The sequence below is a fragment of the Desulfosarcina variabilis str. Montpellier genome, from assembly GCF_048565275.1.
GTDB lineage: Bacteria > Desulfobacterota > Desulfobacteria > Desulfobacterales > Desulfosarcinaceae > Desulfosarcina > Desulfosarcina variabilis.
In genome coordinates, this window is record NZ_CP159846.1 from 8,241,479 (window position 1) to 8,254,041 (window position 12,563).

A 12,563-nucleotide genomic window follows, 5' to 3' on the forward strand; every position below is an offset into this window, starting at 1 on the left:
GGTTCTCGATGGCCGGGTTCCACCAGGGGTCGAAAAGAAAAACAGATCCGGCTTCGGCCAGGTTCAGTCCCCCGGTTTATAAAGATATGAATGTCAAGGTTGTTGTAAGTAAATCGATACGCAATTGTCATTTTGAAGTGCCAGAAAGCTAACCGCTGACGGCTCACGTTTAGTTTTTAACTTTCATGAACGCAAGAGCCTAACCGGCCAGGTGCGCGTTAATCTTGGTCCGTTCTATCTTCGATATCGCCTTCAAGTTCCAGATACATCTGCCTGAGCGTGTCCAATTCCGCATCCGATGCGTCCCAGTAGCCCCGCTTTTGCGCCTCGAAAAGGCGCTGGATGATATCGCCGACGGCATAGATGTTGTTCTTTTTGAGTTTTTCGAACATCTCCCGGTCATCGAACAGGGTCTCCTTCACGGCGCTGAAAATCCAGTTTTCCACCCGTCCCGTGGTGGCGCTCAGGCCCACCAGGTTTTCGACCCGGTCGGCCAGGTGCTGGGCCCCGTGCACCCCATGGGCCAGCAGGCCGTTGATGTACTCTGGGTTCAGAAGCCGCGTGCGGACGCTGATCTGAACAGCCTTGCCGGCCTCGTCCGCGTATATTTTGCTCGACGACGAATCGGTATAGAGCATGACCGGCATTTCTCCCCTCACCTCGCCGACGGCTTTGGACAGGCCACCGAAGTATTCGTAGTAATGATCCAGATCGGTAATAGAGTAATCCACGGAACTTCTTACCTGGGAAACCACCTCCACCTGCTTTAGATTGGATTCAAACAGGTGGCGCTGGGCCTGGCCCCGTCGGGTCCGGGTATACAGATGCTTCTGGGCGCTCAAATAGCCCTGGGCAATCTCGGATTCATCGGTCCAGGCCTTGTTTTCAATCATGGTGGTCAGACCCGTTCCGTACTGTCCTTCGGGAGGACCGAAGATTCTGCCCCGGGACAGTTGTACGGCCTCCGCTTCATCCATCGTCTCGCGCAGTTCGGCCTGCCGCTGGTCGGCATGTTTTTTGATGAAATTCATCCGATCCGGTTCGTCGGCCGTGCACACGGCGTCCACCACCTCGTCCAGAAAATCGATCATGTTGGGGAACATGTCCCGGAAAAACCCGCAGATGGTCATGACCACGTCGATCCGCGGCCGACCCAAGTCCTCCAGGGGAACCAGGGCAAACTTTTTCTCAAATGCGTTTTGGGTGGGAATGATCTTCACCCCCAGGTAATGCAGAATCTGACCGATGGTCTCCCCCTTGGTTTTGGAAGTCTCCAGCCCCCACAGCACCAGGGACACGGTTTCCGGATAGCGGCCGTTTTCCTTGTGAAAAAAGGCCAGGGTACTCTCGGCGATCTGACGCCCTCTTTCCACGGCCACCTCGGATGGTACCAGGCGGGCGTCGAACTGGAAAATGTTGAAGCCCGTGGGAAAGACCTCCGGATCACGAATGACATCGCCCCCGAGATGCGCCTCCAGGTACTGGCCGTCAAGGCAGCGAAGCAGCCCGTTCAGCTCATCGCTGGTTTCCAGCCGCCCAAGGCAATCCTTCCCGAAGGCCAGGGCCTTGTCAAGCGCTTGCGCTTGATCGGGGGAAAGCCTCTTTCGGATTTCTTTTGCATGGCGGCCGTTGCCAAAATAGTGGTCCGCCATTAATGCCTCAGCGATCTCGCAGGCCCCTTCTTCCCGCCGGATAGGCGGGACATCCGCCTCCACCAGAGGCTGGACGATTTCGCTTAGGGGAAGCAGGTCACCGCGCCTCCAGCTCAAGATCGCCGAAAGAAAAGCTGCCTTTTCGGCATCTGAAAACACCGTTCCGATGCGGTGCAGTCCCAAAGGCATCAGGGATGTCTTCATGCGGATCAGCTCACTGGCGATGCAATCCACATCTTCCAGGTCATCGACGATGAGCTTCATTGCTTCGGTTTTCTCGATGATCTTTTCATACAGATCGTTGCGCTGCACCGGTGCAAGACTCTCGGACGCCTCGTAATCGGCGATCAGTTCCTCAAGGGCCAGAATGTCTCCATAGGCGCCGGAGCGTTTAAAGGCCGGTCCTGAATAAGAGACCAGGCAGGCGTGGGTGCGCCGCTTGGCAATGGTGGCTTCGCTGGGGTTGCCGGTATAGTAATAGTAAAAATGGGGACAGGTCCCGATCAGATAATCCGGGTAGCAGTCCGCTGACATGCCGCTTTCCTTGCCGGGCAGAAATTCAAGACTCCCATGGGTGCCCACGTGAACGATGGCATCGGCCCCGAAATCTTCCCGAAGCCACTGGTAAAAGGCGCTGTACTGGTGCTGGGGCGGCATTACCTTGTCATGGTAATTTTTGGCCGGGTCTTCAAACCGTCCCCGGGAGGGTTGCAGCCCGACAAAAATGTTCCCATCGATGATGCCCGGAATGAAATACTGCTCACCGTCGGCCATGATGGATCCCGTGGGGTCTCCCCATTCAGCAATGCTGCGCTCCAGAAAACGTTGTTTCAGAGTCTCGTGAGGCTTGGGCAAGAGCGCCTCCCGATCAACGTGCAGCATATCCTTCGAATGCCGCGACCATTGGGCCGTGTTGCAGCAGCCCCCGTCCATAAAGGCTGCTTCGAGCCGCTTGGCCGTGACATCACCCACGGCATAGCCGTTTTGACCAAGAAACCGGCAGATATTTTCAACGGACTGGAAGGTATCCAGAAACGCCCCGCCGCCGACGCTGGCTTCCCCCGGCGGATAATTGTAGAGAATAAAGGCAACTTTCTTATCCTTGTTTTTTTTCTTGCGCAGCAGGGCGTATTGATGGGACTTCTCTTCGATCTTATCGAACCGGTCGGAAATCAAAGTCAGTTCGGAAAGATCCGGGATGGTCTGGCTGGGAACGGACTGGAGCCCGGCAATGGGAATGGTATCGACCACGCCGTCTAGCTCCGGCAGCATAATACCGATAATCAGCTCTGCCGGTCCGAAGCCGGTCAACAATTCCTTCCAGTCCTCTATTTTGCGTTTGTTCATGAAAATCGGGTGCATGACGGGCACGCCAAGCTGCCTGAACACAGCAAGCCCGGCCTCCTCGTTGCCGCCCATGGGACCGGCGCCAAAGCGAAAGGGAAGAAAATCCCACACCACATCCAGTTTTAATCCATCGGCCAAGTGCTTTTCGATGAGGATGAACTTTTTCTCGCCCGGGTAGATGCCCAGGGGCACCACGTTCCAATTGGCGGCCAGACGATCCATGATCTGTGAAACGATGCCGAAACTGTAATAGGGGTAGTTTCTCAGGGAATAGAGCAAGCCCACGGTCGGCCGCCCGTCGTCCCAGGCAGCGTTTTGCCGGAATGTGTCATAGCGCTTGTAACCGGTCTGGGTGCGGGGATCGAACAGCACCAGGTCGGAATAATCCACAATCGGCCCGGGCGCCGGCAAGGCCTTTATCCCGCAATAGCGCCTCAACACCAAGAGAATCATGTTGCGGATGTTCTCGAATCCGGCAAAGGTCCAGGCCTTCTGCAGCAGCAGCCAGTCGTGCATGCCCCTGGCGGAGCGACTGATCTTGCCGGCCACGGCGGTCATTTTCATCATCCGCTCCAGGTTCATGTTGCGCATGCCCGACGCGGCCTTGTTTTTACCTTTGCTCATTTTTTTCGAGAATTCGTCAAATGCAAAGGCGCCCAGCCGGGTTCGGCTTCTCAAGTACTCCGTACCACTGCCCATGACCGCCAGGTCCTTCTGGTAGTCGCGGACTGCCTGCTCGATGACCTTCACCGTCGCTCCATCGGCCCCCATGAGATCCAGAAACACGAAATCCGATGCGATGATGCTCTCCCGAATTTGCCCGTGCTTGGCCGAATAGTCCTTGGCCTCGCCGATGTAAAAGCTGCTGATCTTGACCTCATCCGCAAGCACCCTTTTGATTTCAGCGGATTTTCTGAAATAGGCGACGACCTCGTCCACATATTTCAGCCCGGCACTGGAGATGCAAACAAACGTTAAACGGCAAGACATATTGACTCCTTCTTTAAAAAACAGCCACCCACGGCGCTGCGCACAAAGCGGCGCGTGTAGGCATGTTGCGGGGCATCAAGGATTTCTCTGGGCATGCCCATCTCCACGATGCGCCCTTGCTGCATGACCGCGATCCGGTCCGCGATGGTGGCCGTCAGGGGCAGATCGTGAGAAATGAATATCATCGTAAACCCGTGGTCCTGTTTGAGATCCATCAGCAGACGGATGATTCTGGCCTGCACCGAGGTATCCAGACAGGAGGTGGGTTCGTCGGCAATGATCAGTTGCGGTCTGATGGAAATCACACGGGCGATCAGGATACGCTGCAGCTGCCCGCCGGAAAGCTGGCATGGCCGGCGGTGCAGTAATTCCCGGCCGAGGCCAACGGCGCTTAGCCGGCGGACGATGTCCGTCTCGCTGATGGGCTGATAGGTCTTTTTGCCAAGCATTCGAAACACCTCTCGCATGCTCTCCATGACAGTCATGTCCGGATGAAGGGCGTCACTGAAATTCTGGGTGATCATCTGCACCCTTTGTCTGAATTCCTTTTCGTGCATCCGTTGTTTGCCGAAAATATCGTTTCCATCCACAATCACCTGGCCCCTGTCCGGAAGTACTGCCCGCAGCAGGATCATCGCCAGGGTTGTTTTTCCAGATCCGCTTTCGCCCACAATCCCGAGAACCTCACCCCGCTTCAGGTCAAAGGACACATCATCGAGGGCGGTTATTTTGCGCCTTGAAAACAGGCCGCCGTCAAAGGTCTTGGAAATCTTGCTGACTTTCAGCATTGATGCACCATACCGTGTGGTTATCGTCTATTTTTCTGGCTGCATAGGGATGCGGGGCGTCAACGCTTCCCCACCGGCACCGGTTTTGAAACGGGCAACGGTCGTGGGAATCACCATGCGCGGCTTCTACATTGTCCTCAAGATCGGGCGCGAGCCCGTTTTCGGGCATGGCCCGAATCAACATGCGAGTGTAGGGATGGGCACTTTGCTCCAGCACCTGCCGGCTGCCCCCCTTTTCCATGAAACGCCCCTGGTAGAGAATGCCGACATGGTCCGCCAATCGGTGGGCGACCGTCAGGTCATGGGTCACCAGCACCATGGACGCGCGTCTGGAGGACTTGATTTCCAGCAGTGTTTCCAGCATGGTTTCTTTTAGTACCGGGTCCAGTGCCTTGGTGGGTTCGTCGGCAACGACCAGCACGGGATCACAGCAATAGGCCAGGGCAATGAGCACCCGCTGCTTCATGCCCCCCGACAGTTGATATGGATAGGCCCGGTAGATTCTGCCGGCATCCCGCAAGCCAAATGTCTCCAGAAGGTGAATCGACCGGTCCTGGAGTATCTTTTTTTGTATGTTCGGGATATGAGCGCTTAGCGTCTCCGATAAATGCTCACCGATGGTCAGCAAAGGGTTCAGGGCCGTCGCATGCTGGGGCAACACGGCGATCTCTTTGGCATAAAGGTTTCGCAGCGCTGTTTTCCCGAGGTCAAGCATCGGCTGGTTGTTGAACCGGACCTCGCCCCTCACCGAGGCACCCGGTTCCAGCCGGTTAACGATGGCACGGCAGATGACCGATTTCCCCGCCCCGCTTTCACCGGCAATGGCAAACACCTCCCCCTTGCCCACCTGAAAGGAAACCCCTGACAGCGCCCGCACGGGTCCTTCAGGAGTGGTAAAGCTCACCTGCAGTTGCCGGACATCCAGCACGATCGGATCTTTTCTCATGCGTTGTCCTTCTTGAGTGCCTCTCCCAAAAGATTGAAAGAGAGAACGGTCAGACAGATCAGGATGCCGGGGAAAATCGCCAAGTGCGCAGCGGTTCGGATATAGGTCGTACCGTTGGTCATCATGGCGCCCCAGTCCGGTGTCGGCTCGGTGATGCCAAGTCCCAGAAAACTCATGGATGAGGTCATCAGGATCATCATCCCCATGCCCAGGGTGCCCAGCACGATCAACGGTCGGGCAATGGCCGGTAAAATGTACCGGCGCAAGATGTATAAACTGCCCAGCCCGGTCAGCCGGGCGGTCACCACATGGTTTGCGTTTTTAACGCTTAGCACCAGGGAACGGGTCAGGCGGGCATAGCGGGTCCACCCGGTAAGCGCGAAAACAAAAATCATGTTCCCGATACCGGCCCCCAGGGTACCGATCAACACCATGGCCACGATAAACGAGGGCAGCGCCATGATGGTGTCCGTCACGCGCATGAGCATTTCATCCACCAGGCCGCCGAAATAACCGGCAATCATCCCGATGCATGCACCGGTGACAAGACAGATGACCAGAATCGATGCCGCCAGGCCCAGCGACACCCGCACACTGCAGATCAGGCGGCTGAACATGCACCGGCCCAACTCATCGGTGCCGAAAAGAAAAGCAGCCGACGGCGGCAACAAGCGCTGATCGATGTGGGTCTGATAGGGATCATTGGGCGCTAGGCGCTGGCCGCCGACAGCCAGTACGATCAGCAAAAGGATGAAAAGCACATACGGTTTGATGAAAAGATTCATGAACGCACCTGGGTCCCGGCGACCTGCACGCGCTGATCCATGAGAATATAGAAAAAATCGACAATGACGTTCATGCCCACGATCAGCACGCCCATAAACAATACCAGCCCCTGAATCATGGTAAAATCCCGGCCCAACACCGCATCGGTCAAGCATTTGCCGATGCCCGGCCAGGCGAAAATGCTCTCCACGATCACCGATCCTTCCAGAGCCATCAGAAACTGAAGCGAAAGGTGGGTAACAATGGGAATCAGAGCATTCTTCAGAATATGAACAAAGAAGATTCGATAACTGGGCAGCCCCCGCAATTCGGCATAGGCCACATAATCCGCCGACATCAGGTCAGCGGTGGTCGAGGTGACCAGGCGGGTGGTATACCCGACTCTGGCGCTCACCAAAACGGCCAACGGAAGCACAAAATGGGCAACGGACCCGTATCCGTAGGACGGAAGCAGGGTCCATTTGACCGTCAGGCCGTAGATCAAAACGATGGCCAGGTAATAGTCCGGGACCGAAACCGTAATTGATGCAATCCACTGGGTCAGCCGGTCCACGAGGCTGTCCTGGTGAACCCCGGCGTATATCCCCAAGGGAATGGCGATCGCTGATGTGAGAAGGATGGAAAGCACCGCCAGTTGCAGGGTGTAGGGAAACCGTTGCATGATTTCATCCCAGACCGGCGCATCGCTTCTCAAGGATCGTCCCAGATCGCCGGCCAGCACCCGGCGCACCCAGTTCAGATACTGAATCGGCAACGGGTCGCACAGGCCGTTCTCGGCGGCCAGCCTGTCGATCACGGTGTTTGAAATCAATGATGATCCGTATTTGTCCAGGGCAATAATGGTTGCCGGGTCGCCGTCGGTAAAACGCATCAGGCAGAAGGTCAGCGTCACCACCCCAACCAGCACCAGCACGGCGTTGATCAATCGCTTGAGAAAAAAGCCGGCCATGGTTCAGCTGTTTTTCATGTTCCAGAGATTCTGATCCGCCCCCACCCACTCTTCGGGGGGGAACACGAACTCACCGAGATCACGTCGATACGCGGCTACTTTCTGCTCGTTGACGGCAAAAAGGATGATCTGCTTTTCATGCACGCGCCGCTGGACCTCAAAGGCACACTGTTTGTAGTCATCCCAATCGGTGCTCTGATTATACTTCTCGATCATTTTTTCCAGCACCGGGTCGTCGATATGCATGGACCATCGCCCCCCTTTGTTCGAGAATTGCTGACTGAGATTGAGGTAAAAAGAGGGAATATTGCTGTGCGTGGCAATATCGAACTGCATCTGGGCCAGAATCTGGAACGTACTGCCCGTTTCCTTCTGCTCGATGGCCAGATCAATGCCGATGTCCCGGAAAAATTCCCGCATCAGCACGCTGACCGTGGGCACTTTTCCGGACAGGATGGACAGGCGCAGTTCCCTGCCGTCATATTCCCGGATACCGTCACCGTTCGTATCGATGATGTTTTTATCGTCCAGGATGGCACGTGCCTTTTGCACATCATAGGGTTGCAGCTTCAACGCGGGGTCGGTCAGGGGGGAGGTGGGGCCCAAAGGACCGGGGCAGACCGTCACCGTATCGCCTATCATTTCCTGAATTGCATTGACATCAATGGCGTACTTCAAGGCGCTTCTGACCTCGGGATCATCAAACGGCGGCCGGGTGTGGTTGACAATCATCAGACGCGTACCCCAGTTGTCGGCCGTTGTTACTTTTAACTTCTTATTATTTTTCAACAGCTTGATGTTTTCGGGCCTCAGGGTGCTGTTGGGTGTCTCGCCGGTTAGGTCCACTTTTCCCGATTCCAGGGCGATGGCCCGGGCTGCGGCGTCTGGAACGACCTGCCAGTCGATCCGGCTGAATCGCGGCATGCCCTGCCAGTAGGTATCGTTGCGCACCACACTGAAGCTCCGGTTTCTCAGATGCCGCTCCCCGTCCCAGACATACGGCCCGGTGCCCACCGGCCAGGCGACAATATAACCGGGGGAAGCCGTCGCGTTTGCCGCAACGGATTTCTTCATCATTGCTATGGCCTTCTCATCGCCAGGTCCGGGTTTGTCTTTCATCATCATTGACGCACTGTCTGCCGGCGATTTGGCCTTTATGCTGGTTGGGGCAACGATGGCGCTGGTGGAACTGGCCAGCTGGGTAAACAAGGTAGGATGGGGACGATTGAGAACCAATTCGACCGTGTGTGAGTCAATCGCGTTCACACTTTGTAATATGCGTACGACGTTCGACCAGTTCCCGCATTTCAGTTTCTCGACATTTGCCTTGACCGCCGCGGCATCGAACGGGGTACCGTCGTGAAAAGATATGCCTTTTCTCAAAGAAAACACATAGGTTTTCCCATCTTGCGATACCGTCCACGACTCGGCCAGACAAGGCACGGGATTGCACCCCGCATCCAGGTTAACCAATGTCTCATAGATCAGTGCTGCCGGCTCCCACATGCCGTATGGGGAATAATCACTGGTGCGGGTGGCATCACGGCCTGTTGCGATTGTAAGAATATCAGAATCTGTTTCTCCTGTGTCTTTGTCTTGGAAAGTCAGAATCAAACCCCACACCAGTAGAAGAATCACAGCAACAACACCAAGCTTTTTCATCAGCATCACCTTCAACGCCGCTTCAGTGGATACACGTTTTCCCAAAACAAAAACGGGGCTTTTATATCTCCAGTCAGCAGATATAAAAGCCCCGTTTTAGGCCTCTTGTGTTTATGTGTTTTACACGCTCCCTGTGTAAAACAAACTATTCGGCAGGTCTTCTGGCTATCCCGCCTTTACAACGGCCTTCCCATGACCCGATCCGGGCAACAGTGGCGTTTTAGAGCCTGTTTGACAAATCCGTCTAAGGCCCGCTAACGGCGTTGGAAAGTGTCTCAAAATGCTCACATATACCATATATGCTCCGCTTTCGAGCCACTTTCCGCCTTGTTATCGGGCCTGATCCGGACTTCTCAAACAGGCTCTTAGAGGTGATAAGCCAGCGGGTTCGACAACCCACTGAAGGTCGATCCAGGGCCTATTGGTTTTATTCCCTGGCCGAACGCAAGCCTACCACCTGATATTGTAAAGGTTCCCTCGTTCAAAGGGTCGGAATTACAGCGACGGGTCCGCTTCCGATTTTCACGGAATTCCCTATTATGCGCCGCAGCGCACCGAACATCAAAGATAGCATTAGTTGTACAAATGCTCTCAATTGTCAAGAGCCTTTGCGAAGCAAAATGACAGTATGGCGTTAAAATTCTCAATTTGGAAAAACGACAAATACGTCTTCTCGGTACTGACCGATCTTTTTTGCTTGACAATTAAAAAACAATTTTCTATTGAGCTAATGCTCAATTTTTAAGTAGTGTTCGTCTGTAAGATACAAACAAACGCATTACCAATCATGGGTGTCCGTTTAGGACATAATAGGGAATCCCGTGAGAAACGGGAGCGGACCCGCCGCTGTAACACAACCGCTTTGATTCTATCAAAGCGAGCTTTCCGGCCACTTTGGTCACTGTTCGATACAGATCGAATGGGAAGACCGCCGAGAAGGTAGATCCTTTATTTCAAAAAGGATCGATGTGAAGCCAGAAGACCTGCCCATAGATTGACTGCAATCGCTTCCGGGAGATGGAGCACATTGCAGTAAACAGTTATGCCATAAGGGATTGAACACGGAATCCCCGTTTCCAGCAATGGAAGCGGGGATTTTTTTATTTGCTGACTTTCAACGCGCTTTGAACAACCCGCATTCTGCAACGTTGTAGCTAAAATCCACCACCAATTGTCCTATGAAAAAGGAGGTTCAAGTTGAAAAAAGCTGTTAAGATGATGTTGTTTATCGCTGTGGTCTTATCCCTGTCGACGCCCCGGATCAGTTTGGCAGAAAAAGCAGAGGATGTGGTTGAAATTGAAGAAATGACGGTAACGGCACCTAAAGAAAAAGAAAACAAAGGCGTCACGCTTAAGCCAAGATCCACAACAATCAATGTTGAAGAGTTCAAGACGCCGGGCACTTCGCAAAATGTGGTCGATGTTCTAAAAACCCGAGCAATAATCGATTTCAGGGGCGGAAGTGATTTATTTCTGGAAAGAGATCCTATCTACATGAGGGGGTTCGATGGCAAACGGTTTAGTGTCGCCGTTGACGGATTATCTCTTCAAACGGCCCACCATGGAAATGACGATGTGGACTACAACCAACTTTCATTACCACTGATAGAAAGTATTGAAATCATTCCGGGGCCTCATTCGGCGCTCTATTCGGGCAATAGCATTGGAGGCGTGATCAACATAAAAACACTAGGACCAAAGCGATACGAGACCGTAAAGCCGGATGTTAAGGCAGCCGCCAGTTACAAATCTTATAATACCCAGAACTACAGTTTTGAGCTCAACGGTGGCGCGGGCTCATTTGTTTATGACTTCTGGTACCAGAAATATCATACTGATGGATATCTCAGGAATCATGAGGCGGATTTGGACATCGTAAGCGGTCGTCTCGGCTATCTGCTTCCATCTGATGGATATATTTATTTAACCGCCACACACGGCAATTCGGACTATGAAGAATACGTGATCAATGACCCTTCAAGAAGTGACTATGACGCCGGGTATCCAGTCACACCATCAGTGTGGCGGTCGTATGAAGCCTGGCAGAACCCGGCCATGAACAAAGAAGACGATTCTTTTCGACTGGATTACAATCAACCGACGCCTTTTGGGCTCTGGTCATTGGGAGCGTATTACCACCAACAGCATCATACCGGCGAAAAATGGGATTATATCGACGCAGATGATGAGTCCCAAGGAATTGAAAGAGTATCATCCAGAGATGAAAAATGGAGAGAGTGGGGAGGAAGAATCCAGGATGAGATACAGCTTTTTGAAGATCATCTCATAACGTTTGGTTATGACATGAACAATCTATATAGAAACCTCGGGCTGGCATCCTGGGACCGGCCTGAATCCCGCGGAAAATATCAGAAAATCATCGCGCTGTCCGGATTATATATTCAAGATAAATGGCAAATCTTTCCACGCCTTTCCGCCATGCCAGGGTTGAGATATGAGATGGTTGAAATTAACTGGAGGAATTGGAACGAGAAGGCCCAGGAATACAGGAACCCTGAGGTCCAGAAGGATTTTGTCGCAAAGGACTATGATCAGGTGGTACCGAAATTTTTTGCCACCTATGAACTCGATGATCTTTCTGATGCGTTAAGGGACACATCCATATCCGCTGGTGTCAGCAAGATATGGACGCCGATATCCTATTGCATCGTCTGAACCGGGGGCGTGGGGGTCGAGGTCGATCCCGAACATGGCGTTGGCTATGATTTCATCCTTTCAAGAAGAATTTGGCAAGACATCAACATCAAGGTCGATTTTTTCCACTATGAAATAAAAGACTATGTGGTATCGCGTAACTATAGCAAATATGGGGGTACACCTCCCATCTATGGCAATACTCGGATGAACCTTGAAAAGGTACATAAAAACGGAGTGGAGGTAGAACTCAACGGGCATATTCTTGATGATCTCTCATTGTATGTCAGCTACGCCTATCATGACTGGGAGAGCAAGGGCCCGGAACCGCAGGGCGCTGAGCTGGGAGATCGGGCCAAAAACCGGGTAACCGCAGGTGTTCGCTACAATCTTTTTGAGAACACCCTGCTTATGCTGGATTATAAATTCCAGGATGAACAAATTTCTCATGTCAACGAAGAAGTTCCACCAAACTCAGGGAACTGGGTCTGCTATGACTATCCCATAGATGCGTATCATGTGTTTGATTTTGGGATAGAACAGACGCTTTTTAAAAATCGCAGATTCATCAAGGATGCGGTTTTAACACTCTATGTGAACAATCTTTTTGATTCAGAATATGAAAACGCCGAGGGGTTCCCGATGGCAGACCGAACCTTTGGCGCCGGTTTGTGCTTTAGGTTCTGATCGTCAATAATAATGCTCGTTTTTCTCTATGATCAATGGATATTCCGCTGGTTACCAGCAAGTCCTCTTATGCTTTTGAAGCTTTGCGTGAAGAGAAAAAT

6 protein-coding genes, 1 pseudogene and 1 riboswitch are annotated in these 12,563 nt (G+C 53.0%); of the genes and pseudogenes, 1 reads left to right on the top strand and 6 read right to left on the bottom strand.

Translation table 11 applies throughout. From position 1 onward, the window contains the following. Nucleotides 1–218: 218 nt before the first annotated feature. The 6 genes from bchH to Dvar_RS37295 are packed head-to-tail and all read right to left on the bottom strand — an operon-like array spanning nt 219 to nt 9,120. Nucleotides 219–3,989: a magnesium chelatase subunit H gene (gene bchH / locus Dvar_RS37270; protein WP_419658539.1), complete on the bottom strand. Its 3,771-nt coding sequence runs from the start codon at nt 3,987–3,989 to the stop codon at nt 219–221. Further along, complete coding sequence (locus tag Dvar_RS37275; protein ID WP_419658540.1) at nt 3,974–4,777, bottom strand: ABC transporter ATP-binding protein; 804 nt, start codon at nt 4,775–4,777, stop codon at nt 3,974–3,976. Before Dvar_RS37275 ends, bchH begins: the two co-directional genes overlap by 16 nt. After that, nucleotides 4,743–5,723, bottom strand: a complete 981-nt coding sequence (locus Dvar_RS37280; protein ID WP_419658541.1) for an ABC transporter ATP-binding protein — start codon at nt 5,721–5,723, stop codon at nt 4,743–4,745. Before Dvar_RS37280 ends, Dvar_RS37275 begins: the two co-directional genes overlap by 35 nt. Continuing rightward, the gene (locus tag Dvar_RS37285) at nt 5,720–6,508 is read right to left on the bottom strand and encodes an ABC transporter permease (RefSeq protein ID WP_419658542.1); all 789 of its coding nucleotides are present in this window, start codon (nt 6,506–6,508) and stop codon (nt 5,720–5,722) included. The genes Dvar_RS37280 and Dvar_RS37285 overlap by 4 nt, the downstream gene beginning before the upstream one ends. Then, entirely contained in the window at nt 6,505–7,458 is a 954-nt protein-coding gene (locus Dvar_RS37290; protein WP_419658543.1) for an ABC transporter permease, read from the bottom strand. Before Dvar_RS37290 ends, Dvar_RS37285 begins: the two co-directional genes overlap by 4 nt. 3 nt (nt 7,459–7,461) lie before the next feature. Continuing rightward, on the bottom strand, nt 7,462–9,120 hold the full coding sequence (locus Dvar_RS37295; protein ID WP_419658544.1) for an ABC transporter substrate-binding protein: 1,659 nt from the start codon (nt 9,118–9,120) through the stop codon (nt 7,462–7,464). 772 nt (nt 9,121–9,892) lie between these two features. Beyond that, nucleotides 9,893–10,126, top strand: a riboswitch (cobalamin riboswitch). 299 nt (nt 10,127–10,425) lie between these two features. On the opposite strand from Dvar_RS37295, the pseudogene Dvar_RS37300 reads away from it, so the two are divergent. After that, nucleotides 10,426–12,462 (top strand): annotated as a pseudogene (locus tag Dvar_RS37300) (TonB-dependent receptor). Nucleotides 12,463–12,563: the final 101 nt, after the last annotated feature.

Excerpts from the sequence above, each read along its gene's own strand:
- Dvar_RS37275 (WP_419658540.1), bottom strand. The coding sequence starts at position 4,777 with ATGCTGAAAGTCAGCAAGATTTCCAAGACCTTTGACGGCGGCCTGTTT.
- Dvar_RS37285 (WP_419658542.1), bottom strand. The coding sequence starts at position 6,508 with ATGAATCTTTTCATCAAACCGTATGTGCTTTTCATCCTTTTGCTGATC.
- bchH (WP_419658539.1), bottom strand. The coding sequence starts at position 3,989 with ATGTCTTGCCGTTTAACGTTTGTTTGCATCTCCAGTGCCGGGCTGAAA.
- Dvar_RS37295 (WP_419658544.1), bottom strand. The coding sequence starts at position 9,120 with ATGAAAAAGCTTGGTGTTGTTGCTGTGATTCTTCTACTGGTGTGGGGT.
- Dvar_RS37280 (WP_419658541.1), bottom strand. The coding sequence starts at position 5,723 with ATGAGAAAAGATCCGATCGTGCTGGATGTCCGGCAACTGCAGGTGAGC.
- Dvar_RS37290 (WP_419658543.1), bottom strand. The coding sequence starts at position 7,458 with ATGGCCGGCTTTTTTCTCAAGCGATTGATCAACGCCGTGCTGGTGCTG.